Annotated in this window: 22 protein-coding genes, 2 tRNA genes and 1 riboswitch; of the genes, 15 read left to right on the top strand and 9 right to left on the bottom strand. The window is 64.3% G+C overall.

Annotated features, from left to right (window positions below; translation table 11 throughout):
* Positions 1-40 precede the first annotated feature (40 nt).
* Positions 41-1,891 carry a PHA/PHB synthase family protein gene (locus tag HG250_RS09415; RefSeq protein ID WP_420821322.1) on the bottom strand — a complete coding sequence of 617 codons (1,851 nt, stop codon included), beginning with the start codon at positions 1,889-1,891 and terminating at the stop codon, positions 41-43.
* Positions 1,892-2,191: 300 nt separating this feature from the next.
* Here HG250_RS09415 and HG250_RS09410 point away from each other — a divergent pair, with 300 nt between their 5' ends.
* Complete coding sequence (locus tag HG250_RS09410) at positions 2,192-3,382, top strand: LL-diaminopimelate aminotransferase (RefSeq protein WP_170004990.1); 1,191 nt, start codon at positions 2,192-2,194, stop codon at positions 3,380-3,382.
* A gap of 47 nt (positions 3,383-3,429) precedes the next feature.
* Entirely contained in the window at positions 3,430-4,233 is an 804-nt protein-coding gene (locus HG250_RS09405; protein ID WP_170004988.1) for a crotonase/enoyl-CoA hydratase family protein, read from the top strand.
* A 4-nt stretch (positions 4,234-4,237) separates the two neighbouring features.
* Here the strand turns inward: HG250_RS09405 and HG250_RS09400 are convergent, their stop codons facing one another.
* Entirely contained in the window at positions 4,238-5,044 is an 807-nt protein-coding gene (locus tag HG250_RS09400) for an acyl-CoA thioesterase (RefSeq protein ID WP_170004986.1), read from the bottom strand.
* A 131-nt stretch (positions 5,045-5,175) separates the two neighbouring features.
* Between HG250_RS09400 and HG250_RS09395 the strand changes: the two genes are divergently transcribed.
* The 4 genes from HG250_RS09395 to HG250_RS09380 all read left to right on the top strand — a co-directional run bounded on the left by HG250_RS09395 (position 5,176) and on the right by HG250_RS09380 (position 6,788).
* Positions 5,176-5,249, top strand: a tRNA-Cys gene (locus HG250_RS09395).
* A 91-nt stretch (positions 5,250-5,340) separates the two neighbouring features.
* Positions 5,341-5,416: transfer RNA gene (locus HG250_RS09390), tRNA-Thr, on the top strand.
* 217 nt (positions 5,417-5,633) lie between these two features.
* Positions 5,634-6,098 carry a hypothetical protein gene (locus HG250_RS09385; RefSeq protein WP_170004984.1) on the top strand — a complete coding sequence of 155 codons (465 nt, stop codon included), beginning with the start codon at positions 5,634-5,636 and terminating at the stop codon, positions 6,096-6,098.
* Between the two features lie 150 nt (positions 6,099-6,248).
* Positions 6,249-6,788, top strand: a complete 540-nt coding sequence (locus tag HG250_RS09380; RefSeq protein ID WP_170004982.1) for a hemerythrin domain-containing protein — start codon at positions 6,249-6,251, stop codon at positions 6,786-6,788.
* A gap of 91 nt (positions 6,789-6,879) precedes the next feature.
* On the opposite strand, the gene HG250_RS09375 is transcribed toward HG250_RS09380, so the two are convergent.
* A complete protein-coding gene (locus HG250_RS09375; RefSeq protein ID WP_170004980.1) occupies positions 6,880-7,374 on the bottom strand; it encodes a YaiI/YqxD family protein in 495 nt (164 codons plus the stop codon).
* Positions 7,375-7,383: 9 nt separating this feature from the next.
* Positions 7,384-9,231 (bottom strand): DEAD/DEAH box helicase, encoded by a 1,848-nt coding sequence (locus HG250_RS09370; protein ID WP_170004978.1) that lies wholly within the window; start codon positions 9,229-9,231, stop codon positions 7,384-7,386.
* A 260-nt stretch (positions 9,232-9,491) separates the two neighbouring features.
* Here HG250_RS09370 and HG250_RS09365 point away from each other — a divergent pair, with 260 nt between their 5' ends.
* From HG250_RS09365 to gcvPB, 8 genes are all read left to right on the top strand, one after another.
* Positions 9,492-10,508, top strand: coding sequence for an ArsR/SmtB family transcription factor (locus HG250_RS09365; RefSeq protein WP_170004976.1), 1,017 nt, complete (start codon positions 9,492-9,494; stop codon positions 10,506-10,508).
* The gene (metF, locus tag HG250_RS09360) at positions 10,505-11,461 is read left to right on the top strand and encodes a methylenetetrahydrofolate reductase [NAD(P)H] (RefSeq protein WP_205763590.1); all 957 of its coding nucleotides are present in this window, start codon (positions 10,505-10,507) and stop codon (positions 11,459-11,461) included. Before HG250_RS09365 ends, metF begins: the two co-directional genes overlap by 4 nt.
* Positions 11,458-12,504: a homocysteine S-methyltransferase family protein gene (locus tag HG250_RS09355; protein WP_170004974.1), complete on the top strand. Its 1,047-nt coding sequence runs from the start codon at positions 11,458-11,460 to the stop codon at positions 12,502-12,504. The genes metF and HG250_RS09355 overlap by 4 nt, the downstream gene beginning before the upstream one ends.
* Positions 12,504-15,128 carry a methionine synthase gene (metH, locus tag HG250_RS09350; protein ID WP_170004972.1) on the top strand — a complete coding sequence of 875 codons (2,625 nt, stop codon included), beginning with the start codon at positions 12,504-12,506 and terminating at the stop codon, positions 15,126-15,128. Before HG250_RS09355 ends, metH begins: the two co-directional genes overlap by 1 nt.
* A gap of 227 nt (positions 15,129-15,355) precedes the next feature.
* Positions 15,356-15,456: riboswitch (glycine riboswitch) on the top strand.
* Positions 15,457-15,646: 190 nt separating this feature from the next.
* Positions 15,647-16,801: a glycine cleavage system aminomethyltransferase GcvT gene (gene gcvT / locus HG250_RS09345; RefSeq protein ID WP_170004970.1), complete on the top strand. Its 1,155-nt coding sequence runs from the start codon at positions 15,647-15,649 to the stop codon at positions 16,799-16,801.
* Positions 16,801-17,172 (top strand): glycine cleavage system protein GcvH, encoded by a 372-nt coding sequence (gene gcvH / locus HG250_RS09340; protein ID WP_170004968.1) that lies wholly within the window; start codon positions 16,801-16,803, stop codon positions 17,170-17,172. The genes gcvT and gcvH overlap by 1 nt, the downstream gene beginning before the upstream one ends.
* Positions 17,173-17,249: 77 nt before the next feature.
* On the top strand, positions 17,250-18,614 hold the full coding sequence (gcvPA, locus tag HG250_RS09335) for an aminomethyl-transferring glycine dehydrogenase subunit GcvPA (protein ID WP_170004966.1): 1,365 nt from the start codon (positions 17,250-17,252) through the stop codon (positions 18,612-18,614).
* Entirely contained in the window at positions 18,611-20,179 is a 1,569-nt protein-coding gene (gcvPB, locus tag HG250_RS09330; RefSeq protein ID WP_170004964.1) for an aminomethyl-transferring glycine dehydrogenase subunit GcvPB, read from the top strand. Before gcvPA ends, gcvPB begins: the two co-directional genes overlap by 4 nt.
* 4 nt (positions 20,180-20,183) lie before the next feature.
* Here gcvPB and HG250_RS09325 read toward each other — a convergent pair whose 3' ends face one another.
* Positions 20,184-21,551 (bottom strand): lipopolysaccharide biosynthesis protein, encoded by a 1,368-nt coding sequence (locus HG250_RS09325; protein ID WP_240957038.1) that lies wholly within the window; start codon positions 21,549-21,551, stop codon positions 20,184-20,186.
* A 38-nt stretch (positions 21,552-21,589) separates the two neighbouring features.
* Between HG250_RS09325 and HG250_RS09320 the strand changes: the two genes are divergently transcribed.
* Positions 21,590-21,958 carry an Nmad3 family putative nucleotide modification protein gene (locus tag HG250_RS09320; RefSeq protein WP_170004962.1) on the top strand — a complete coding sequence of 123 codons (369 nt, stop codon included), beginning with the start codon at positions 21,590-21,592 and terminating at the stop codon, positions 21,956-21,958.
* On the opposite strand, the gene mmsB is transcribed toward HG250_RS09320, so the two are convergent.
* Genes mmsB through HG250_RS09300 form a run of 4 tightly spaced genes read right to left on the bottom strand, consistent with a single transcriptional unit; the run spans position 21,955 to position 25,868 of the window.
* Positions 21,955-22,908 carry a 3-hydroxyisobutyrate dehydrogenase gene (gene mmsB / locus HG250_RS09315; RefSeq protein ID WP_476705067.1) on the bottom strand — a complete coding sequence of 318 codons (954 nt, stop codon included), beginning with the start codon at positions 22,906-22,908 and terminating at the stop codon, positions 21,955-21,957. The two genes, HG250_RS09320 and mmsB, sit on opposite strands and share 4 nt — an antisense overlap.
* Positions 22,883-23,671 carry an enoyl-CoA hydratase-related protein gene (locus HG250_RS09310; protein WP_240957037.1) on the bottom strand — a complete coding sequence of 263 codons (789 nt, stop codon included), beginning with the start codon at positions 23,669-23,671 and terminating at the stop codon, positions 22,883-22,885. Before HG250_RS09310 ends, mmsB begins: the two co-directional genes overlap by 26 nt.
* Positions 23,668-24,714 (bottom strand): enoyl-CoA hydratase/isomerase family protein, encoded by a 1,047-nt coding sequence (locus tag HG250_RS09305; RefSeq protein ID WP_170004956.1) that lies wholly within the window; start codon positions 24,712-24,714, stop codon positions 23,668-23,670. The genes HG250_RS09310 and HG250_RS09305 overlap by 4 nt, the downstream gene beginning before the upstream one ends.
* A gap of 8 nt (positions 24,715-24,722) precedes the next feature.
* Positions 24,723-25,868: an acyl-CoA dehydrogenase family protein gene (locus HG250_RS09300; RefSeq protein WP_170004954.1), complete on the bottom strand. Its 1,146-nt coding sequence runs from the start codon at positions 25,866-25,868 to the stop codon at positions 24,723-24,725.
* Between the last annotated feature and the right edge of the window lie 9 nt (positions 25,869-25,877).

Here is a 25,877-nt window from a genome sequence, read left to right as displayed (position 1 = left end):
GGTCGTGCGGCATGGTGCAGCGCCAGTGCGACGGCAAGCGTCAGCGGGTTTTCACATATCGGCCCGGTGCATCTTCGATGACCGTGTCGCCCTTGCCTCCGGGCTTGCGCTTGCCGGCAGCCTTGACCTTTCTGTCATCCTGGGCGGTGGTCCAGTCGATCCAGTCCGGCCACCAGCTTCCCTTGTGTTCAGTGGCGCCGCTGATGAAGGTGTCCAGGCTGTCCGTCTCGTCGGGATTGGTCCAATATTGGTACTTGCCCGCGGCTGGCGGGTTGACCACGCCGGCGATGTGACCGGACCCAGCCAGCACGAAGCGGGCCGGCCCGCCCAGATGATCGAGCAGACGCCAGACACTCGATGCCGGCGCGATATGATCTTCCCGGCCCGCCTGGATGTAGCAGGGCGTTTCGATCCGCGAGAGGTCGATCGGCGTTCCGTCGGCGCTCAATCGGTCCTTTTTCACCAGCAGATTGTCGCGGTAGAGATCCTTCAGATATTCCCGGTGCCAGCGCGCGGGAAGGTTGGTGACATCACCGTTCCAGTGCAGCAGGTCGAAAGCCGGGTAACCCTCGCCCAGCAGGTAATTCTTGACGACATAGTTCCAGATCAGATCGGTGCCGCGCAGCAGGTTGAACGTGGCGGCGAGGAGGCGTCCGTCGATATATCCGTCCGTCTCCATGCCGCCGATCGCCGCGATCTGCTGGTCATCGATGAAATGCAGCAATTCGCCGGCATTTTCGAAATCGACCTGCGCGGTGAAGAAGGTGGCGCTTTTCACCTTTTCGGCTTCGTCCCGGCGCGCCAGGATCGCCAGCGTGGCCGCCAGCGTCGTTCCGGCCACGCAATAGCCGATGGTGTGGACGGACGGGACATCCAGCCTTTCGCGGACATGATCGATCGCTTCGATCTGGGCGCGGATGTAATCGTCCCAGACCACTTCGGCCATGCTGCTGTCGGCCGATTTCCAGCTGACGACGAAGACGGTCAGCCCCTGATCGACCGCCCAGCGGATGAAGCTCTTTTCAGGGTTCAGATCGAGAATGTAGAACCGGTTGATCCAGGGGGGGAAGATCAGCAGCGGGACGGCGAAGACCTGCTCGGTCGCCGGGGAGTACTGGATAAGCTGATAAAGCGGCGTTTCATGCACCACCTTGCCCGGCGTGGTCGCGAGGTTTGCGCCCAGCGTAAAGGCATCGGGATCGGTATGTGTCAGCTGACCGCGCTTCATGTCGGCGATCAGGTTTTCCATGCCCCTGACCAGGTTTTCGCCGCGCGATTCGACGGTGCGTTCCAGCACAACCGGGTTCAGGGCAGGAATATTGGCGGGGCTCATCGCCTCGATCAGCATCTTCGTCGCGAAACGCAATTGGTCGCGGCGATCTTCGGGCACATGGTCCATCTCGTCGACCATCGCCTCGATTCTTTCGGACAGCAGCAGATAGGTCTGATGGATCAGCGCGAAACCGGGCTGCGCCCGCCAGCGTTCGTCCTTGAAGCGGCGATCCTTGCGCGGCAGTTCCGGTGCGGGAGTTCCACCACTGCTGCCATAGCCTTCTACCGGCCCGCCTGCCGGTCCGATACCGAACTGGCCGAGCACCGCCTGCCACAGATCCATGCTCTCCTCGAACAGGCGCTGCTGCGAGGCCGGGTTGGCCAGCGGCATCTGGCGGTACCAGCCGTGCATGGTCTCGATCCAGTAAGCGGGATCGGCCATCCGCGCGGGCGGAGCGCCTTTCATCGCCTGTTCGGTCTGGAATGTCAGCCACATCTGCTGGAGGCGCAGGGCGACATCGTTCCATCGCTGCATATCGTCGATCTGCGGCAGGGGCGGAAAGGGAGCTGTCGGCTTGCCCTGATCCCCGGCTGCGTCATCCGCAGGTCTCGGCATCATCGCGTCCCAGAAGCTGCGGATGCCTTCCGCCTGCAGGGCCATGGACCGGGTCAGCATCTGCCCGAACGGATCGGAACCTGCGCCGGTCCCGACGCCGGTTTCATCGCCCGTCTCGTCAGTGCCGCCGCCGGCTCCGTTTCTGCCTGCCATGCTGCCGTTTCCTCTTCCGCTGCCATCCCCGCGATGGGCTGCATTTCCACACCCCAGCATATACTATCGGCATGGGTGATTGCACCTGCCATTCCGATAGGTCAGAACGCTGGACGCCGCCAAGAGCCGAAGGAGTGGCAGGGGACGACGATGGACAGTGATTTCTACCGGATGAAGCGACTGCCGCCTTACGTCATCGCCGAGGTGAACGCGATGCGCCATGCCGCGCGGCAGGAAGGGCGCGACATCATCGACCTCGGCATGGGCAATCCCGACCAGCCGCCGCCGCCGCATGTCATCGAGAAATTGTGCGAAGTCGCCGCGCGCCCGACCGCGCATGGCTATTCCCAGTCGCGCGGCATCCCGGGCCTCAGGAAAGCGCAGGCCAATTATTACGGCCGCCGCTTCGATGTCGATATCGACGCGGAACGCGAGGTGGTCGTCACGATGGGTTCGAAGGAGGGGCTGGCCAGCCTCGCCACCGCGATCACCGCGCCGGGCGACGTCGTGCTGGCGCCGAACCCGTCCTACCCGATCCACACCTTCGGCTTCATCATAGCAGGCGCAACAATCCGCAGCGTGCCGGTGACGCCGGACGAAACCTACTGGAAGGCGCTGGAAGCCGCGATGGCCTATACCGTGCCGCGCCCTTCCGTGCTGGTGGTGAACTATCCATCCAACCCGACCGCGGAGGTGGTCGACCTCGCATTCTACGAAAGACTGGTCGCCTGGGCGAAGGAAAACCGGGTCTGGATCCTGTCGGATCTCGCCTATTCCGAACTTTATTTCGACGGCAAGCCAACCCCCAGCATCCTGCAGGTGCCGGGCGCGAAGGAGGTCGCCGTCGAGTTCACCTCGATGTCGAAAACCTATTCCATGGCAGGCTGGCGGATGGGTTTCGCCGTTGGCAACCGCGACCTGATCGCGGCGATGACGCGAGTGAAAAGCTATCTGGATTACGGTGCCTTCACCCCGGTGCAGGCGGCGGCCTGCGCTGCCCTGAACGGCCCGCAGGACATCGTGGAATCGAACCGGGCTCTGTATCATCGCCGGCGTGACGTGATGGTGGAGGCGTTCGGAAGGGCCGGCTGGCACATTCCCCCGCCGGCGGCGTCGATGTTCGCCTGGGCGAAACTGCCGCCGGGTTTCGAGGATATGGGCAGCCTGGAATTTTCCAAGCGCCTGCTGACCGAAGCCGACGTGGCGGTCGCCGCAGGTGTCGGCTATGGCGAGGAAGGGGAAGGCCATGTCCGCATCGCCATGGTCGAGAACGAACAGCGCCTGCGCCAGGCCGCGCGCAACATCAAACGCTTCCTGGCCAAGGGGGCGGAGAACGCCTGAACCGTGAAGCCGGATAATTCCCATACCAGCAACAGACAGGACATAGCATGGCATTTCAATCCGATCGCGTTTCGATCTCGCTTGGCGAAAACGGTGTAGCGCAGGTGCGGCTGACCCGCCCCGACAAGATGAACGCGCTCGATCCCGCCATGTTCGACGGGATCATCGCCGCGGGCGAGGAACTCGAAACCATGGCCGGCCTGCGCTGTGTCGTGCTGGCGGGTGAGGGCCGCAGCTTCTGTGCCGGGCTGGACCTGTCCAGCTTTGCCCGGCAACCGGGTGCAGGCGAACCGCCGCTGTCGGCACGCACCCATGGCAATTCCAACCGGTACCAGCAGGTTGCCACCCAGTGGCGGAAATGCCCCGTGCCGGTGATCGCGGCCATTCACGGCGTATGTTTCGGCGGCGGCATGCAGATCGCCAGTGGCGCGGATATCCGCATTGCCGCGCCCGATGCGCGCATGGCCATCATGGAACTGAAATGGGGGCTGGTACCCGATATGGGCGGGCTGGCCCTGTGGCGCGGATTGGCGCGTGACGATGTGCTGCGCGAGCTGATCTATACCAACCGCGAATTCACCGGTGAGCAGGCGAAGGAATATGGCCTCGCCACTCATGTCGATGCCGATCCGCTGGCGCGCGCCACTCGCATCGCCGAGGACATCGCCATCCGTAATCCTCACGCCATCCGCGCCGCGAAACGGCTGGTCAACGCCATGCCCGACCTGCCGGGTGACGATCTGCTGCTGGAGGAAAGCGCCGAACAGGCAAAACTGATGCGCAGCCCCAATCAGATGGAGGCGGTGATGTCCGGCATGGAGAAACGCCCTGCGAAATATGGTGATGTGTAGGGTGTCAGCCGAATATGGCGGCGGATTGCATGCCCGCCAGCATCTGCCGCCCGTCCGCATTCCACAACCGCAGCCGCTCGCTTGAAAAACCCTCATCGGCATATTCCGATGCGGTTTCGGCGAGCCACCAGCCGTCCCGCGTAGAAGGCTTTGTGTCCAGCAGATTGAACGACCAGTTGATCGAACTCAAGGGTCCGGGCCGCTTCATCGCCCGCATCGCACCCGGCGGCAGAGTATCGCCCAGCAGCACCATCTCCGCCACCGGGTCGAGCCCGGTTTCGCGCTTCAGCCGCACCCAGCGCCGGACCACCGGATCGCTGGTTGCGCCGCCTTTGTAGAAGGATGCGTCCTGCGCGCGGCGAATTTCAAAATTGTTGGCGATGAAGGCGGGCGCCTTGTCATGGTCGAGCGTTTCGAATTCTTCCGGCGGCGGCGGAGCGGGTTCGAGAGCGGGCGCGGAATGTTTCGCATTGGCTTCGCGCCCGGCGCCGAACAGCCAGAACGCCGTCAGCGCCAGCTCGCCGCCCGCCGTTATCTCGCTTCGCACCTGAGTCACGTTGCGGCCCTGCCTGACAATTTCGGCGCGGAGCGCGATCTTACCGCCGACGGGGGCGACGAAACCCACCTGCGCGGCGCGCAGCGGCGGCAGGTCCGGGAAGGTACGGATCGCCGCAAGATAGGCGACGAGCGCCGACGCGCCGCCGTAGAGCGTGCGACCCTGCATCCAGTCCTCGGCGCCGGGCAGGGTCAGCTGCGCGCTCTGGCGAATGGCGTCGGGGGTGATCGGTTCGAGGAAGCTCTGGATGGTCATGCGCGCCCTGATAGCAAGGGGGGCGAAGTTGGGAAGGGGCATCAAACTTATTGAATGAACCGGCCGCGTCCGCTACGGGGCCATCGTCCCATTGCAGCGCGCCCGGATGCGGCGCGCGGCTTCAGGGGTGAGGCCCGATGGCGGAGTGGTTACGTAGGGGACTGCAAATCCTCGCACGCCGGTTCGATTCCGGCTCGGGCCTCCACGCATGACGTACGGGCAATTTTGATGCGCGGGTGGCAAAAGGGGATTGCGGGCAAACCGCCGCCTCTGTAGAGCCGCCACCTGGCAGTTGGGCCGCTTTAGCTCAGTCGGTAGAGCACATCATTCGTAATGATGGGGTCAGGTGTTCGAATCACCTAAGCGGCACCACTTTCCTTCAGCAGGCAGGGCAGATTCGAGCATGTAGCGGCATAGCCGTTCGGCCATGCGCTGCAGCTGAATCTTGCCCGCGGCTCTTCGAGCGGAAGACGGCTTGCGCCTCTGATTGCCGATCGCAGTCTGCACATGGCGCCATGGCATCCGCAGGCTGCCGGACCCGGCCGGGAAGCGAGCGGGAACAAAGGCAGGCGCTGCGCGATAGCAAGGCATGACGGCGACAAGTCTCGACGAATTGCTGGTGGTTGCACTGAAGGATCTGCGTGAAGGGCGGGTCGCGGTGATGGAGCGGCTGCCCGAGCTTGCTTCGGCCACTCGCGATGCGAAGGTGCGAACCATCTTCGGCAATCTCGTAACACGATCCGCAGAAGAAGCGGTCAGCCTGGCCGGGATGTTGAAGGAACCACGTGGCGAGCGTAATCTGTGGGCCACAGGCATCCTGGACGATGCCTGCCGCGATGTCGCATCGACCGCTGCGGGGCCGGTCCGCGACGTCGCCCTGATCGGCGCCATCCGCAAGTTCCTCGCCGCCGATGCTGTTTCCATGGAGACGGCAATTGCACTGTCGCAAAATGGCGGAGAGGAGAGAGTGCCGGCTCTTGAAGCCATGCGCAGGGCAGGGCTCGCGGCGAGCACGGCGCTGGGCGGGCAATTGCCAAGACTGACGGCCCAGTAAAGTGCTCCGCAATCTGGTCGGCAAACCAGGTGAGAGGAGCACGATCCCGTGCAGGCTCGTCTCGCCGCATGGTCGGCGATCCCGCAGCTTTTACGGGAACCGCCCCGCTTCGGCGATATTTTTATCTTTGCCAAGCAAAAGGAGCCGAACATGTCATTTCTCGACAAGATAGCCGCCGCAGTCGCGCCGGCAGCATCGGATGAAAGCCGTGCAGAAGCGCGCCGCAAGGTGGAGGCGCTGTCACACGGCGAAGAATGGCTGCGCATGATCGTCGAACAGCACAAGCAGATCGAAGCGCTTTTCCGCGAGGCCAAGGCGTCGTCCGGTCCCGAGCAGCGCCGGGCGGCGCTCGACAGGCTGGCCATCGAACTTACGGGCCATGCCAATGCCGAGGAGGCGGTCGTGTACCCGATCGTTTCGGAGGATTCCGGCAAGACGCATGCCGGAATGGCTTACGAGGAACATGCGATGACGAAGGTTCAGCTGTCCAAGCTGGAACGTATGGATCCATCGAGCAAGGAATGGGCCGAGAAGCTGGAGCATGTGCAGAGCGCGGTTCAGCAGCATATTTACCAGGAAGAGAACAGTTGGCTGCCCGATCTGGTCGAGAATACCTCGCCGGCGGGCAAGGCGCTGCTCAACGCCCGCTACCGGGAGGAATACGAACGGTATCGCGGCAAGGCAAGGTAGGCTCTCGATCCTGTAGCGGGGAAGCGGTCGCCTGATCGCGGAGGTAGTCTGCTTCCCCGCCGGGACGCGCTGCTACCCTGGTGAGGCTAACTCAGCATTTCGTCAGGCGGGTAATCTCGCGATCGAGCGCCTGCAGGAATGCCGAGCGATCGGCCTTGCTGAACGGGGCGGGCCCGCCGATGGCTGCATTGGTGAGGTTGGCTCCGGCGCGCAGATCCTCCTTGATGGCGCGGGTGGCCACTGCGCTGCCGATCGTATCTGCCGTGAACGCCTTGCCATTGGGGGCGAGCACCGCCGCGCCGGCCTTCACGCATCTGTCTGCGAGCAGGATGTCCGATGTGACCACGATGGTGCCGGCACGGGCGCGCTGCGCGATCCAGTCATCTGCCGCGTCGAAACCGTCCGAAACCACTTCGCGGGTAATCAGCGGCGATTGCGGAACGCGAAACCAGCTATTCGCCACGATGGTCACGCCGATCCTGGTGCGGGCGGAGACGCGGTAGATCTCCTCCTTCACCGGGCAGGCGTCGGCATCGACGTAGATGTGCAGTTCTGCGCTCAAGCCGCTAGCCTCTGCCGCTTTCATGCCCCCCGCTCAGGACGCCGGGCCTTTGTTCCTGTTCACGAATTTGCCCTTCTTCGGCCCGCCGGGACCGCCATCGGTCTTCGGCCCCTTGAAACCGCCCTTGCGGTGCTTCTTCGCACCCGACGGCTTGCCATCGGCTGGCTTGGCATGGACGCGCGCGCCTGCTCCCGATCCGCCGCCAGCGAACTTCCCCTTGGGCTTGCCCTTGAAATTACCCTTGCGATTCTCACGCGCCTGTTCGCGCGGTCCTTCGGGGGAATGCACGATGCGGACCGTATTTTCCTCGTCCGATTCGCTGGCGGCGGTGCGGTCCAGCGCATCGGCGAAGCGGTCGGCAATATTGCGGGGCACCTGGAAGAAGGTTTCCGCCTGGCCGATGCGAATTGCGCCGACCTCGTTACGGGTGATGTGACCGCGGCGGCAGATCAGCGGCAGCAGCCAGCGCGCATCGGCATTCTGGCGGCGGCCGATGTCCATCCTGAACCAGATCGTGTCTTCGAAACCCGGGCGGTGGCGTTCCTCCTGCTCGGCGCGGCGCGCATCGGGCGTGTTCTCGATCAGATCTTCCGGCTGCGGCATCTTCGCACGGTGGGCGTGTACCAGCGCGGCGGCGATATCGGCGGGAGACTTTTCCTCCAGCAGCCGTGCTGCCAGCTCGCGATCCTCATCCTCCACCTCGATCGGGGCCAAAAGGGTTTCCAGCAGACGTTCGCGGTCTTGCTGGCGGATTTCCTTCGCGGTGGGGGCGTTGCCCCATTCGGCGTCGATCCGCGCTGAGCGCAGCATGCCTTCCACCCGGCGGCGGCGCGGATAGGGCACGATCAGGACGGCGGTGCCCTTCTTGCCCGCGCGGCCGGTGCGGCCAGAACGGTGCTGCAGGGCCTCGGCATCGCGGGGAACCTCGACATGGATGACGAGGCTGAGGCTGGGCAGGTCGATCCCGCGCGCGGCTACGTCGGTCGCCACACAGACCCGGGCGCGGCGGTCGCGCAGGGCCTGCATCGCCTGGTTGCGCTCGCTCTGCGAGTGTTCGCCCGACAGGGCCACGACGGCGAAACCGCGTTCCTGAAGCGTCGCGTGCAGGCGCCGCACATTGTCACGGGTGGCGCAGAACAGCATGGCGGTTTCCGCCTCGTGGTAACGCAGCAGGTTCACCACCGCATTCTCCACCTCGGAAGGGGAGACGGTGACGGCCTTGTAATCGATGTCGCCATGGCCGCGATCCTTGCCCACGGTGGTGATCCGCAGCGCATCGTTCTGATAACGCTTGGCAAGCGAGACGATCGCACCGGGCATCGTGGCCGAGAACAGCAGGGTGCGGCGGGTCTGCGGGGTTGCGTCCAGTATCTCTTCCAGATCCTCGCGGAAGCCCATGTCCAGCATCTCGTCCGCTTCGTCGAGCACGATGACCTTCAGGGCCGAGAGATCAAGCGCGCCGCGTTCGAGATGATCGCGCAGCCGGCCGGGGGTGCCGACCACGATCTGCGCACCGCTGCGCAGGTTGCGGCGTTCCTTCGACGCATCCATGCCGCCGACACAGGTCGCGATCTGCGCGTTGGCGGAGCGGTACAGCCAGCTTAGCTCGCGGCTGACCTGCAGCGCCAGTTCGCGGGTCGGGGCGATGATCAGCGCCAGCGGCGTTTCGACCGGCGGCACGCGCCCTTCGCCGTCCAGCAGCTCGGCCGCCATGGCGAGGCCGAAGGCCACGGTCTTGCCGCTTCCGGTCTGCGCGGAAACCACCATGTCGCGGCCGTCGGTGCCGTCTTCAAGCACGGCAGCCTGAACGTCGGTAAGGGCCTCGTACCCCTTGTTGGCGAGGGACTGGGCAAGGACGGGAGAGATTTTGGAAAAAGGCATGGGAAAGGCTCGCATGGGGCAGGTTGGCCGCAGCAGCATAGCTTGCGCGGGACCGGCAGGGTAGGTCGGGACAACGGGGTGCAGGCTTCGGGGGCAATCGCTGGCACCGGGGCCAGCACGCGCGTCCATTCGCCATTCTCGTTCGGTTCGAAGCTGCCCTTACATGAAAATTGCGAGATTGGCTGCAATTCTTTTCGCAGGCGCAGCAACAAGGAGATTCAATCTTGCCGATATAATGATATGCTTATAAGAGGATGGGCATGCGGATTGAGAACATCATGCGGGCTTTGGCCGACCCGACGCGCCTCAGGATCATGCGGTTGCTGGGTGCAATGGAACTGGCCGTTGGCGAACTCGCGCAGGTTCTGGGGCAGAGCCAGCCGCGCGTGTCGCAGCACATCGCCAAATTGTGCGATGCCGGCCTCGCGGAACGCAGGCGCGAAGGTAGCTGGGTGTTCCTGCGCATGGGAACGGGTTCTCAGCCCGGTGCAGGCCGCGCAGGCCCGGTGGGCGACGCCGTGGCGCGGCTGCTGGCGATTGCCGAACAGGAAGACGCGGCTTTTTACCGCCAGTGCGAGGACGATCGCCGCCGCCTCGCCGCGATTCGTGCCGCACGGGTCGAGAGTGCCGAGATCTATTTTGCCGCTCATGCGGAGGAATGGGACGAATTGCGCCAGCTGCATTCGCCCGACCGGCTGGTGGAGCAGCGGCTGGCGGATGCGATGGGCGATCGGCCGCTGGGGCGGTTGCTCGATATCGGCACCGGCACCGGCCGCATGGCGGAACTGTTCGCGCCGCAGGCCGACCACATCGTCGCGCTGGACAAGAGCCTGGAAATGCTGCGCATCGCGCGGGCGAAGCTGCAGCACCTGCCCGCGCACGGGGTGGAACTGGTGCAGGGCGACTTCGCCGACCTGCCCTTCGCGGCCCATGAATTCGACACGGTGCTGCTGCACCAGGTGCTGCATTTCGCGCAGGACCCGGCCGCCGCCCTGGCGGAGGCAGCCCGCGTGACGCGGCCCGGCGGGAGGATCGCCATCGTCGATTTCGCAGCGCATGATTTCGAGGAATTGCGCGACCGGCACGAGCACGCCCGCCTCGGATTTACCGATAGCGGCCTTGCGGCCCTGCTGAGGGATGCAGGTTACGACCCCGCACCGCCGATCGCTCTGGATGGCGCCGAACTGGTCGTGAAGATCTGGACCGGAACCCGCCGCCCGGCTCCCGACCAGACCAGGGGCGAGCAGGACCGCATGGTGAAGGAAGCATCCCGATGAGCCAGACGCTTGAACAGATGCGCGAGGCGCGGACAGCTCTGGACGATCCGCTTTTCGCCTCGCTGCCCGGCGATATCGACGTCAGTTTCGAATTCTTCCCGCCGAAGAATGCGAAAATGGAGGCGAGCCTGTGGGATGCCGTTACCGAACTCGCGCCGCTGCGGCCCGATTTCGTCTCGGTGACCTATGGCGCCGGCGGATCGACCCGCGAGCGCACCCACGCCACCGTGTCGCGCATCATCAGGGAGGCGGGCCTGCCCGCCGCCGCGCATCTCACCTGCGTCGATGCCAGCAAGGGTGAGATCCACGAGGTCGCGCAGCAATATTGGAGCGAGGGCGTGCGCCACATCGTCGCCCTGCGCGGTGACATGCCGAGCGAAAGCGGTGCGCCCGGTGCGCCCTTCACCCCGCATCCCGATGGCTACCGGAATGCAGCCGAACTCGTCGCCGGGCTGAAGGCGCTGCATGATTTCGAGATCTCGGTTGCTGCTTACCCGGAAACGCACCCGGATGCGGATTGCCCGGAAAGCGACCTCGACAATCTTGAGCGCAAGCTGGACGCCGGGGCATCGCGGGCGATTACCCAATTCTTCTTTTCACCCGAAGCCTATTTCCGCTTCCGCGACCGGCTGGACCGGCGCGGCATCACCGCCCCCGTCGTCCCGGGAATCCTGCCGGTCACCAATGTGGCGCAGGCACGCAAATTCGCAGGGGCCTGCGGTGCAATGATTCCCGGCTGGATGGACGGGCTGTTCGAAGGACTCGACAGCCGCCCCGCCTCGCGCCAGCTGGTCGCCGCAACCATCGCCGCCGAACTCTGCCGCAGGCTGTATGCGGGCGGGGTGCGTGACTTTCATTTCTACACCTTGAACAGGGCCGACCTGTCCTATGCGATCTGCCACATGCTCGGCATGCGGCCGCAGGACGACGCGGCGAAAGAGGACAATTCATGACCATCCGCCAGCAGTTCCTCGACGCCGCCTCGGCGCGCATCCTGATCAAGGACGGACCTTATGGTACGGCGATCCAGCGGGCCCGTCTGGACGAGGCGGGCTACCGGGGATCATGCGATCTCTCCCGCGACCAGAAGGGCAATAATGATCTCGTCAATCTGACCCGCCCGGGCCTCATCCGTGACATCTGCCGGTCCTATATCGACGCGGGCGCCCATGTGCTGGCGACGAATACCTTCAACGCCAACCGTATCAGCCAGGCCGATTACGGGGCCGAGGCGCTGGTCGAGGAGATTAACATCGCTGCCGCGCGCTGCATCCGCGCAGAGGTCGACGCCGCAGTGGCGCGCGACGGCATCCCCCGCTTTGTCGCGGGCGCGGTCGGGCCGACCAACAAGACGCTGTCGCTTTCGCCCGAGGTCGAGGATCCCGGCTATCGCGAGGTAACCTTCGACGAAGTAAAGGACGTCTATCGCCAGCAGAGCGCCGCGCTGCTCGAGGGCGGGGCGGACTGCATCCTCGTCGAAACGGTGTTCGACACGCTGAACTGCAAGGCCGCGATCATGGCCGTGCGCGAGCTTGCCCGTGATCTGGGCCGTGACGTGCCGCTGATGATCTCGATGACGCTGACCGATCTTTCGGGCCGCAATCTGTCCGGTCACACGGTGGAGGCGTTCTGGCATTCGGTGCGCCATGCCGATCCGCTGGCGGTGGGCCTCAACTGTTCCTTCGGCGCGGAGCAGCTGCGCCCGCATGTCCAGCTGCTTTCCGGCATCGCCGACACCTTGCTGCTGGCCTATCCCAATGCGGGGCTGCCGAACGATCTGGGCGAATATGACGAAGCGCCCGAAACCACGGCGCAACTGACCGGCGAATGGGCGCGGAACGGGCGGGTGAACATCCTTGGCGGCTGCTGCGGATCGACGCCCGAACATATCGCCGCCATGGCGCGCGCGGTCGAGGGGCTGGTCCCGCGATCCATCCCCGTTCCGCCGCGCAAGACGCGCCTTGCAGGCCTCGAACCCTTCACCATGGCCGCCTGATGGAGCATCCCGCCGCCATCGCCAGCTTCGTCAATATCGGCGAGCGCACCAATGTGACCGGTTCCGCCCGGTTCAAGAAACTGATCCTGGCCGACGATTACGAAGCCGCCGTCGAGGTCGCCCGCGAACAGGTGGGAAACGGCGCGCAGATCATCGATGTCAACATGGACGAAGGGCTGCTCGACGCTGTTCACGCCATGACGACATTCCTGAAGCTGATCTCCGCCGAACCCGATATCGCGCGCGTGCCGGTGATGATCGACAGTTCCAAGTTCCACGTGATCGAGGCGGGGCTGAAATGCGTATCGGGCAAGCCGATCGTCAATTCCATCTCGATGAAGGAAGGCGAGGAAAGTTTTCTGGAACAGGCGCGCATCTGCATGATGCACGGTGCCGCCGTGGTCGTGATGGCCTTCGATGAAACCGGCCAGGCCGATACCAGGCAGCGCAAGGTCGACATTTGCGCCCGCGCCTATGACCTGCTGACCGGCATCGGCTTCCCGCCCGAAGACATCATCTTCGATCCCAACATCTTCGCCGTGGCAACGGGCATCGAGGAACACGATCGCTACGGTCTCGACTTCATCGAGGCGGTGGCCGAGATCAAGCAGCGCTGCCCGCATGTGCATTGTTCGGGCGGGCTGTCGAACCTCAGCTTCAGTTTTCGCGGCAACGAGACGGTTCGCCGCGCGATGCATTCGGTGTTCCTGTATCACGCGATCCCGGCCGGGCTGGACATGGCCATCGTCAATGCCGGGCAGCTCGATGTCTACGACACGATCGACCCCGCCCTGCGCGACGCCTGCGAGGACGTGATCCTGGCGCGCCGTCCCGATGCGACGGAGCGTCTGATCGCGCTCGCGGAAAGCTATCGCGGTAAAATCGCCTCGGAGGAAAAGGCGGCGGCCGAATGGCGCGGCTGGGCGGTGGAAAAGCGCCTCGAACATGCGCTGGTGAAGGGCATCGATGCCGATATCGTCGCCGATACGGAAGAGATGCGCGCCCGCGTCGAGGCGGAAGGCGGCAGGCCGATCCACGTCATCGAAGGTCCGCTGATGGACGGCATGAACGTCGTCGGCGATCTGTTCGGCAGCGGCAAGATGTTCCTGCCGCAGGTGGTGAAATCGGCGCGGGTGATGAAGAAAGCGGTCGCCCACCTCATCCCCTATATCGAGGCGGAGAAGCAGGAAGGCGCCAGGCCCAAGGGCCGCATCGTCATGGCGACGGTGAAGGGCGACGTTCACGACATCGGCAAGAACATCGTCGGCGTGGTCCTGCAATGCAATGGTTACGAGGTGATCGACCTCGGCGTGATGGTGCCGTGGTCCACCATCCTCGAAACGGCGAAGGAACAGGATGCCGACATGATCGGCCTGTCGGGCCTGATCACCCCTTCGCTGGACGAAATGGAGACCGTGGCCGAAGAGATGAAGCGGGCCGGCATGACCATGCCGCTGCTGATTGGCGGTGCGACCACCAGCAAGGTGCATACCGCGCTCCGCATCGATCCCGCCTATGACGGGCCGGTGCTGCATGTTCTGGATGCCAGCCGCGCGGTCGGCGTGGCTAGTCGCCTGCTGTCCGACACCCAGCGCGACGGGTTGGTTGCCGACACGGCCGGCGAATATGACAAGGTGCGGATTGCCCGCGCGAAGAAGGGCCAGTCGGAGCTGCTGCCGCTGGCCGAGGCACGCGCGCGCGGTTTCCAGCCCGACCTGGACCGCAAGCCGCCTGCGCCCCGGCAGCCCGGCCTTCACGTCTTTCCCGACTGGTCGTTGGACGATCTGCGCGAGACGATCGACTGGACGCCGTTCTTCCGCGCATGGGAACTGGCAGGCAATTATCCCGCCATATTGACGGACGATGTGGTGGGGGAAAGCGCCAGTGCGCTGCATGACGATGCGCAGGCCATGCTCGACCGGATCATCGCGGAAAAATGGCTCACCGCCCGCGGCGTGTGCGGAATGTGGCCTGCCCGGCGCGATGGCGACGATGTGCTGGTGGTGGGCAGCGAAGGTGAAATGCGCCTGCCGTTCCTGCGGCAGCAGGTCGCCAAGAGCCGGTCCGAGGACAGGCGGCGAGCGAATTTCTGCCTCGCCGATTTCGTGGCGACGGAGGACGACTGGCTGGGCGGCTTTGCCGTCGGCATTCACGGCATCGACGATCATTCCGCCCGCTTCCGCGCCGGCCATGACGATTATTCCGACATTCTGCTGAAGGCGCTCGCCGACCGTCTGGCGGAAAGCCTGGCCGAACGCATGCACCAGAAGGTGCGGACCGAACTCTGGGGCTATGCGCCCGGCGAAAATTTGTCGAACGAAGACCTCATCCGCGAGAAATATGACGGCATCCGCCCTGCACCGGGCTATCCGGCCTGTCCCGATCACAGTTTGAAGCCGATCCTGTTCGACCTGCTCGATGCGCCGGAAAATGCCGGGCTGGAACTCACCGAAAGCTTCGCCATGTGGCCGACCGCTGCCGTCAGCGGGTTCTATTTCGGACACCCGGAAAGCCAGTATTTCGGCGTGGCGCGGATTGGTGCGGATCAACTGAGCGATTATGCGCAGCGCCGTGACGTGGATATGGAGCAGGCGACACGCTGGCTCCGGCCCAATCTCGACTGAATGCGAAGAAGGGGGGACGCCGGAATGGCGATACAGACGAACGATCCGATTATGACCGGTGGACGAAGCCGGGGCGCGGCGATGTGGTCCGCACCACCGACCGCGCCCGCTGGATCATGTCCGGCTGACGAATGCCGACGGGGGTAAACAGGGCACCGCGAACGAAGTTGATTGATTATCGCGCCGGACTCCCGCAGGGCTGCACCGTCGCCGGAGATTGATTCTCCGGCCGATGTGCGGGAGAGCCCCTGCATCCTGAAAGGGGAAGCAGGGCACCGAAGGAGCAACCGCCCCGGAAACTCTCAGGTCGACGGACCGTGCATCGGCAGACACTCTGGAAAGCGCGCCGGGGGCTTGTCGTCTCCGTCGCCACCGAAGGGGTAATCCTGCGTAGGCTTTGCAGCCGCGTGGGGCAAGCTCTCAGGTCTTCCCGACAGAGGGGGCATCGTCCGGCATTTCCGCATTGTCGCGGGAGGTGGCCGGCGTTGTCGGGATGATGCCAAATGAATGAAGCCGCGATGGATACCGAAACAGAAACCGCAGAAGCGCCCGAAACGGGCACTTTGCCGTTGGATGCATGGCACCGCGCCAATGGGGCGCGCATGGTCGAATTCGCCGGATATTCCATGCCGATCCAATATACCGGCATCGTCGCCGAACATGACTGGACCCGCGAATCCGCCGGGCTGTTCGATGTCAGCCACATGGGCCAGCTGACGATTTCGAGCGGCGAGGGTGCGGAAGAGAACGCGGCCACCGCGCTGGAACGGCTGCTGCCGGGGAACATCGCCGGATTGAAGCCGGGCCGGATGCGCTATTCCCTGCTGCTGAACGATGATGGCGGTATTCTGGACGATCTGATCGTCACCAATCTGGGTTCCGACACGGGCCAGACCCTGGGCATCGTCGTGAACGGCGCGATGAAATGGGACGATATCGCCCATCTGCGCGAACATCTGCCCGATGCGATCACTCTCAATCTGCATGACGACAGGGCGCTGCTGGCGCTGCAGGGGCCGAAGGCTGCCGCCGTGCTGGACAATCTGGTGCCCGGCACCCGCCAGCTCACCTTCATGACAGCGGCAGCGTTTGAATGGCAGGGCGTGCCGCTGTGGGTCTCCCGCGCCGGTTATACGGGCGAGGACGGCTTCGAAATATCGCTGCCGGAGGACGGCGCGGCAGCTTTCGCCGATGCGCTGATTGCCGACGATCGCGTGAAGCCGGTCGGCCTGGGCGCGCGGGATTCGCTGCGGCTGGAGGCCGGCCTGCCGCTTTACGGTCACGATCTGTCGCCCGAAACCGATCCGGTCAGCGCGGGCCTCGGCTTTGCCTTGTCGAAGAAGCGGCGGGAGAGCGGCGGCTGGATGGGGCATGGCACCTGCGTGACACGCCTTGCCGATGGCTGCGCCGAGCGCCGCGTCGGGCTGGTCCTGTCCGGTCGGTTGCCCGCCCGCGAAGGCGCTGCGGTCATGCATGGCGAAACGCAGGTGGGCCGCGTCACTTCCGGCGGCTTTTCGCCCACGCTGGGCCATCCCGTCGCCATGGCCTATGTCGCCAGCGAACATGCCGCCGAGGGCACCGAACTTACTCTCGACGTGCGCGGCAGGCGGCTCGATGCCCGTGTCGCGCCCATGCCTTTCGTTCCTCACAAATATTATCGCGGAGAAGCCTGATGAGCCGCTATTACACCGAAGACCATGAATGGATCGAAGTCGATGGCGATGCCGCCACTGTCGGGATCACCGATTATGCGCAGGGCCAGCTCGGCGACATCGTCTTCGTCGAACTGCCCGCAGCCGGTACGAAACTGACGAAGGGCAAGGACGCCGCCGTCGTCGAATCGGTCAAGGCGGCAAGCGATGTCTATTCCCCCGTCACCGGCGAAGTGACCGAAGCAAACCCTGCGCTCGAGGAAGATCCCGCGCTGGTCAACACCGCCCCTGAAACGGAAGGCTGGTTCTTCCGTGCCACTATCGACGACATGGGTGAACTGGACGGGTTGATGAGCGAAGCGAAATACAAGGAATTCGTCGCCGGGCTCTGATCGCCCGCAATCCGGCCTCAGGGCTGCTTTTGTTTCGACCAGACCGATCGCATCATGCGGTCCGCAGGAACCAACCTATGCGCTATCTTCCCCTGACCGATGCCGACCGTGCGGACATGCTGGAGGCCATCGGCGCGCCCAGCATCGAGGCATTGTTCAGCGACGTTCCCGATGCCGCCCGGCTGGACGGCCCCATCCACGGCCTGCCGATGCATGCTTCGGAAATGGCTGTCGAACGCCACATGGCGGCGCTGGCGGCGAAGAACCTGCCCGCCGGCAGCGTGCCCAGCTTCTGCGGGGCGGGGGCCTATCGCCACCACGTGCCCGCAAGTGTCGACCACATCATCCAGCGCGGCGAATTCCTGACCGCCTACACGCCCTATCAGCCGGAAATCGCGCAGGGCACGCTGCAGATGCTGTTCGAATTCCAGACGCAGGTCGCGCGGCTCTATGGCTGCGCGGTGGCGAATGCATCGATGTATGACGGGTCCACCGCCTGCTGGGAAGCGATCAGCATGGCGGGGCGGATCACGCGCCGCAATCTGGCGATCCTGCATGAAGGGCTGCACCCGCATTATGTCGCTACCGTCCGCACGATGGCGAAGTTCACCGGCGATTCCATTGCCGACCGCGCGCCCACGCTTTCCGCCGATTGCGGTACTGCGGCGCTGATCGAGGAGATCGAAGCTAACGAGCCGAGCTGCGTCGTGGTGCAATATCCCGACATTCTCGGAAGGCTGCCCGATCTGAAGGCTATTGCCGCCGCCACAAGAGCCGCCGGTGCGCTGCTAATCGCCGTCAACACCGAACCCGTCGCCCTCGGCGCGATCCGGTCGCCGGGCGAACTCGGTGCCGATATCGTGGTGGGCGAAGGGCAGGCGCTGGGCGTCGGCCTGCAATTCGGCGGGCCTTATCTTGGCCTGTTCGCCGTGCGCGATCCGAAGCATGTCCGGCAGATGCCGGGCCGGCTTTGCGGCGAAACCGTGGATGCCGAGGGCAAGCGCGGCTTCGTGCTGACGCTGTCCACCCGCGAACAGCATATCCGGCGCGAGAAGGCCACCAGCAACATCTGCACCAATTCCGGCCTTTGCGCCCTCGCTTTCAGCGTTCACATGACGCTGCTTGGTGAAAAGGGCCTGTGGGCGCTTGCGGCGGAAAACCACCGGCTCGCCTGCCTTGCCGCCGACCGGCTGGCGCGGGTGCCGGGCGTCAGCGTGTTGAACGACAGTTTCTTCAACGAATTCACCGTGACAATCGATGGCGACGCGCGCGGGGTCGTCCGCGATCTTGCCGAGAAAAACATCCTGGCCGGCGTGTCGCTGGGGCGGCTGTTCCCGATGGAAGATCATCTGTCCGGCGGCCTTGTCGTGGCCGTAACCGAAACCACCACTGAAGACGATATCGATGCGCTATGCGCTGCCCTGAAGGAGGCGCTGGCATGAACGCTCCGAACAAATCCGGGTGGAAGCCCGAAAGCCCTGCCGGTGACCGGCCCCGCGACGATGCCGCGACCACCACCACCGGCAATCGCGCGCTGATGCTGGAAGAGGCGCTGATCTTCGAGATCGGCACGAATGACACCACGGGCGTCGATCTGCCGGAACCGGACGCGAATGCCGCCAATCGCCTCGGCGGGATGGAACGGGTGGAAGCCATCAATCTGCCCGGCCTGTCCGAACCGGAAACGGTGCGCCATTATACGCGCCTGTCCCGCCAGAATTACGCCATCGATCTCGGCCTGTTCCCGCTCGGTTCCTGCACCATGAAGCATAATCCGCGCCTGAATGAAAAGGTCGCGCGATTGCCCGGTTTCATCGATCTGCACCCGATGGCACCGTCATCGGTCACGCAGGGTGCGCTGGAGGTCATTTACCAGCTGGGAGAATGGCTGAAGACGCTGACCGGCATGGCCGCGGTATCGATGAGCCCCAAGGCCGGCGCTCACGGGGAACTTTGCGGCATTCTCGCCATCCGGGCGGCGCTGGAGGCGCGGGGCAATGCCCGCAGGGTGGTGCTGTGCCCCGAAAGCGCGCATGGCACCAACCCGGCCACGGCTGCCTTTGCGGGTTACGAGGTCGAGGATATCCCGGCCACCCCGGAAGGGCGCGTCGATCTGGAGGCGCTGAAAAAGCGGCTTGGTCCCGATATCGCCGCCGTGATGATCACCAACCCCAACACCTGCGGATTGTTCGAAAGGCAGTTCCGCGAAATTGCCGATGCCGTGCATGATGCGGGCGGGCTGGTCTATTGCGACGGGGCGAATTTCAACGCCATCGTCGGCCGGGTGCGCCCCGGCGATCTCGGCGTCGATGCCATGCATATCAACCTGCACAAGACCTTCTCCACCCCGCATGGCGGCGGCGGCCCCGGCAGCGGCCCGGTGGTGTTCTCCGAAACACTCGCGCCCTTCGCGCCCCTGCCGTTCGTGGAAAAGCACGGCGACCGGTTCGAACTGGTGGAGGAAGAAAACGCCGGCGAACACCATGCATCCACCTTCGGCCGCATGACGGCTTTCCACGGTCAGATGGGGATGTTCACGCGCGCGCTGACCTACATCTTGAGCCACGGCGCCGATGGACTGGCGCAGGTATCGGGCGATGCCGTGCTGAATGCCAATTACATCCTGCGAGCTTGCGAGGATGTGCTTTTTGCACCCTATGCGGATAGCGGTCCCTGCATGCATGAGGCGCTGTTCGGCGACCGCGATTTTGCCGAAGGATTGAGCACGCTGGATCTTGCGAAGGGCCTGATCGACGAGGGCTTCCACCCGATGACCATGTATTTCCCGCTGGTCGTGCATGGGGCGATGCTGGTCGAACCGACCGAAACGGAGAGTAAGGCAGCGCTCGATCAGTTCATCACCGCGCTGCGCAGCCTGGCGGAGCGGGCGAATGGCGGCGACATGACGCTGAAGGATGCGCCGGTCTACGCCCCGCTGCGCCGGCTCGATGAAACACAGGCTGCGCGCAAGCCCGTACTGGCCTGGAACGATCCCAATCTGACCTGAGCCTTCAGGTCACATCGCCCTTGCCGGGGTGAGGTTTGCGTGTGGCAGCCTCTTTTTCCGGCAGGGTGATGGTGATCTGGCTCAGCGACATGACCGCCGCGTAAAAGCCGATCACGGCAAGCGCGCTGCTGCCGAGTACGGTCAGCGCAGCGCCTTTTAGCCCGTTCCATTCCATTGCGACATCCAGCAGGCCCAGCGCCAGCAGCGTCGGCACAGCGCGGATGAAAAAGGCCGTGCCTGCCCGCCGCGCAGACACCAGCAGGGATTCGAGGCTTGCGCCGACCAGTTCGAACGCGCCGCCGACGGCCAGTATGACCATGGCCCAGTAGACACCGGAGAATTCCGGACCCGCGACCGCCTCGAGGCCCCAGCGGCCGAACAGCAGGGCGACTACCACCGCGATGGTTCCGCCGAACAGGGCGATGCGTGCCGTGCGGCGGGCGATGTCGAGGGCGGCGTCGCGGGCGTGCACCAGTTCAGGATAGATCGCCTTGGATATCGTCTGCGCCAATTGCACTAGCGCCTGTCCCAATTGCGCGGCGACGCGAAACCCCCCCGCGAGCGCCTCGCCGCCGATGGCTCCGACCAGCAGCAGCAGCACCTGTTTGCCGCCGACCGCCAGACTGCCCGACAGGTTGGTCGCCCAGACGAAGGACCATGCGCCGGGATGGTTGCGGGGGATGTGGCGCAATGAGATGCGGCTGAAGTCGATCGGTGATTTTTGTGCAGCCGCAATCCACAGCGCGATGGCTACCGCCACCTCGGCCAGCGCCCAGGCGATGACGAAGCCCACGACATCGGGCATGAAGAAGACCGCCGCGATAGCCCCCAGGGCGCGGATCAGCGGCTGCACCGCCTCGGCCGTGGTGGCAAGACCATAGGCGAAGCGGAGGCGCAGCAAGCCGGTCGGCGTCGAGCGGATGGAGAGCAGCGAGACGAGGCAGTAGAGAAACGCCACCAGCCGCAGATCGCCCGGCAGAGGCAGCCAGAATTGCGCGCTCCAGGTCAGGCCTGCGGCGAGCATGAGGCCGAGCGCGACGCTGAGGCCATCAAGCGCGATCGCGAAGCCGGTGGCGTCGGCCGTGTCCCCTTCCGATCCCCAGCGCACCACGAATTGCCATGTCTGGAAATTGGCGAGACCGGTCACGGTCTGGCCCAGTGCGACGATCAGGGCGAAATAGCCGAATCCATCCAGGCCCAGTGTGCGCGTCGCCAGCGCCAGATAGACGAGGCTGAGCGCCGCGTTGAAACCGCGCCCGCCGAGCAGCCAGCCGATATTGCCGAACAGTCGCTGCATCGCGATCAGCTTGGCATGTATCGGTTGCGGAACAGCATCACGCGCGATCCCTAAGTCCTGTTTCGGATTACGCAAGGTTTCCGGGCGGGGCGCAAGACGATAACAACACCTTCATGCTTATCGTTTTCAGCCGAAAGGGGTTCGACAGTTCGGCCGAAAGGCAGGCGCTGATCGCGCCCGGGCATCCTCATGCGCTGGGGATGCACGGCAGGAACGATGCCATCTGGAGCGGACCCGGCGGCCTGGCAGCCACCGCGGCTGACAGTCTGCGGCTGACTGCGAAAGGTGGCCCCTGCAGCCTGTGGGAACGCCCGCCATGGCTCAGGCCCGGCGGCCTCAGCAATCACGACCGGCCTGACCGCTGGCGCAAAAGAAGCCGCCTGCTCACGGTGTCGCGCGGGCAGGAGTTCGTCGCACCCATCGGGCGCAGGCAGGCACCACGGCGCTGGCTGGCAGACCGGATCGCCGAGATGAAGGGCTAGAGCGTCCTGATGATGGCGGAAAAGTCCAGCCCGCCGTTCTCGGCAGCGAAATCTTCGTACAGCGCCCTGGCGTGCTGACCCAGCGGAGTCTTGCTGCCCGCATTCTCTGCGGCAGCCATGGCGAGCTTGAGATCCTTGAGCATCAGGGCCGTCGCAAATCCGCCCTGATAATCCTTGTCGGCGGGGCTTTCCGGTCCGACGCCGGGCACCGGGCAATAGCTCGTCATCGACCAGCACTGACCGGAAGATACCGAGGAAATGTCGTAGAAGGTCTGCGGATCGAGCCCCAGCCTTTCGGCCATTCTGAACGCCTCTGCCGTGCCGATCATCTGCACCGCGAGCAGCATGTTGTTACAGATCTTCGCGGCCTGCCCGTTCCCGGCATCGCCCGCATGGATGACTGCCTTGCCCATGTCCGCCAGCACGGGTTCGGCACGCCTGAACGCTTCATCCTCGCCGCCGACCATGAAGGTCAGAGTGCCGGCGGATGCCGCGGCGATACCGCCGGAGACGGGCGCGTCCACCATCATGTAACCGCCGTCTGCCGCCATTGCGCCGACCTCACGCGCGGTGGCGACATCGATGGTGGAGCAATCGATCAGGATCGCTCCGCCTGGCGCATGGCCGATCACGTCGCTGCCATAGACCGATTTGACGATGCCGCCATTGGGCAGCATGGAAACCACCGCCTCGACTCCGCTGACCGCCTCCTTCGCGGTGGGGAATGTCGCGCATCCGGCTTTTTTCGCCTGGCCGAGCGCCACTTCACTGAGGTCGAAGGCACGAACCTGATGCCCTGCCTCAACGAGGTTGGCAGCCATTCCGCCGCCCATGTTGCCGAGGCCGATGAACCCTATTCTCATTGCTGCATCTTCCTTTGCCGAGCGTTTCCAGAGCCTTGATCGTCCTGTCGTAGCGGGCCGATCAGCGGCCTTTCCACTTGCCGTCACGCTTTTCGATGAAGGCCTGCATGCCTTCCGCCTTGTCTTCCGTCGCGGCGAGGATCTGGAACAGGCGCCTTTCGTGCAGGATACCGGTGTCGAGATCGGTTTCGAAGGCCGCGTTGACCATCTCCTTGTTCACCATGGCGGCCAGCGGCGGCATTCCGGCGATGGTCGTAGCGGTCTTCATCGTTTCGTCCAGCAACGTATCATGCGGTACGACGCGGGCAACCAGCCCGCTGCGTTCGGCTTCCTCGGCATCCATCATCCGCCCCGTCAGGCACATTTCCATGGCCTTGGCCTTGCCGACGGCGCGGGTGAGGCGCTGGCTGCCGCCCATGCCTGGCGCGACGCCCAGCTTGATTTCGGGCTGGCCGAATTTCGCTTTGTCGCTGGCGATGATGAAATCCGCCATCATCGCCAGTTCGCAGCCGCCACCCAGGGCAAAGCCGTTGACGGCTGCGATCCACGGCTTGCGAACGGCTTTGACCAGATCGCTGGTCCAGCGGGCGAAGAAATCCTCGCGGTAGAAATCGGCGGCGGGCTTGTCGGCCATTTCCTTGATGTCGGCCCCTGCTGCAAAGGCCTTGTCGCCCGCTCCGGTCAGCACCGCGCAAAGCTGCTGTTCATCCTTTTCGTAAGCGGCGAAAGCGGCGATCAGATCGGCGAGCACCCGGCTGTTGAGGGCGTTCAGTGCCTTGGGGCGATTGAGCGTGATCAGCGTTACCGCGCCGCGCTGTTCGCTGGTGATGGTTTCATATTCTGCGCTCATAGCGGGGTCCATTCCTCATTGTCGGGCAGCGGCGCGAAAATCGCGTCCAGCATATCTTCGGTAACGCCTTCCGGGGTCGCAGGATTCCACTGCGGATCATTGTCCTTGTCGACGATGAGCGCCCGGACCCCCTCGGCAAAATCGGGCCGCGTCAGCACGCGTGCGCCGATCCGGTATTCCATCCGCATATTGGCGGCGAAATCCTCCTTTTCGGCTCCTTCCGCCAATTGCCGCAGCGCGACCTTGCAGGTCTGGGGGCTCTTGGTGGCAAGAGTCTTCAACTCCTTCTCCGACCATTCCGATCCGTCCGCTTTCAGGGCAGCCAGGATGTCCTCGTAGCAATCGGATGCGAACAGCCGCTCTATCCGGTCCTTGTTCCCTGCCAGCCGCGCTTCGGGCGGAGCGGCCGACAGATCGCCCAGAATTGTGTCGATCGCGCCGGGTTCTGCGATGATGCGCGCCTTGGCCTCTGCCAGCCGGTCGCTCGGCAGGTAATGGGTTGCGATGCCTGCCCACAGGCATTCCGCACCGTCCAGCCGTGCGCCGGTCAGCGCCAGGAACTGCCCGAGCCGGCCCTCCATCCGCGAAAGATACCAGCCCCCGCCGACATCCGGAAACAGGCCGATGCCTGTTTCGGGCATGGCGAATTTCGTGTTCTCCGTCGCGATACGGTATTTTGCGGGCTGTGCGATGCCGACACCGCCGCCCATGGTGATGCCGTCCATGAAGGCGGCGACCGGTTTTGCATAGGTGAACAGCAGATGGTTGAGGCGGTATTCGGCATGGAAGAACCGCCGACCGGACATGCCTTGATCCTCCAGCGCGGATTTCCGCAGGAAGGCAATGTCTCCGCCGGCGCAGAAACCGCGGCCTTCGGCATGATCCAGAATGACGGCGGTAACAGCCTCGTCCGACCCCCAACCGGTCAAAGCGTCGATCATCGCCTCGCACATTTCCAGCGTCAGCGCATGAATCGCCTTGGGCCGATTGAGCGAGATGTGGCCGACCGCACCATGGCGGTGAATATGCACCTGTTCAGTCATATCTGTCCTTACTGGCGTAGCAGGGCGCGGCCGACGATCATCCGCATCACCTGGTTCGTGCCTTCGAGAATGGAATGGACGCGCAGGTCGCGCCAGAACCGTTCGATGGGATAATCCTTGAGATACCCATAGCCGCCGAACAGTTGCAGCGCATCGTTGGCGACCTTGCTGCCATTGTCGGTGGCAAGTCGCTTCGCCATGGCGGAAAAGCGCGATTTGTCCGGCGCATCGGCCGTGACCTTCGCCGCCGCGAGATAGAGGAGCGCCCGCGCCGATTCCACGTCGGTCGCCATGTCGGCCAGCATGAATTGCGTGTTCTGGAATTCCGCGATCGGCGCGCCGAATTGCTGACGTTCCTTCGTATAGGCCACGGCTTCGTCGAGACAACGCTGTGCGCCGCCGAGCGAACAGGCACCGATGTTGAGGCGGCCACCGTCAAGACCCATCATGGCGAAACGGAACCCTTCGCCTTCCGCCCCGACGCGATTGGCGATCGGCACCCGCGCATCTTCGAAAATCACCTGCGCGGTAGGGCTGGCGTGCCAGCCGAGCTTGCGCTCGGGCGCGCCGAAGGAAACGCCCGGCGTGTCCTTTTCCACTACCAGGCAGGTGATGCCCTTCGTCTTGTCCTCGCCGGTGCGGACCATCGTGACGTAGATATCGTTAACGCCCGCGCCGGAAATGAACTGTTTCGTGCCGTTCAGGACGTAGTGATCGCCATCGCGCACGGCGCTGGTTTTCAGGCCGGCAGCGTCCGAACCGCTGCCGGGTTCTGTCAGGCAATAGGATGCCATCTTTTCCATCGTGACGAGATCGGGGAGGTAACGCGATTTCAGCGCATCGTTGCCGAATTCGTCGATCATCCATGCGGCCATGTTGTGGATCGAGATAAAGGCGCTGGTGGTCGGGCAGCCATAGGCCATCGCCTCCATGATCAGCGCCGATTCGAGCCGTCCCAGGCCGATGCCGCCCGATTCTTCCGAAACATAGATCGCGCCGAAGCCGAGTTCGGCCGATTTGCGGATGACGTCTTTCGGAAAGTGCTTGTTTTCGTCCCATTCGCCCGCGCAGGGCGTGATGTTGTCGGCGGTGAAGCGCTGCGCCAGGTCCTGGATCGCGCGCTGGTCTTCTGTGAGCTGAAACTGGTTGTTCATGATGCCTTC

Origin of the sequence: Pseudopontixanthobacter vadosimaris (assembly GCF_012979275.1) — a bacterium.
In the GTDB taxonomy this organism is placed as follows: Bacteria; Pseudomonadota; Alphaproteobacteria; order Sphingomonadales; family Sphingomonadaceae; genus Pseudopontixanthobacter; species Pseudopontixanthobacter vadosimaris.
This window is presented reverse-complemented; position numbering and strand designations above follow the sequence as displayed.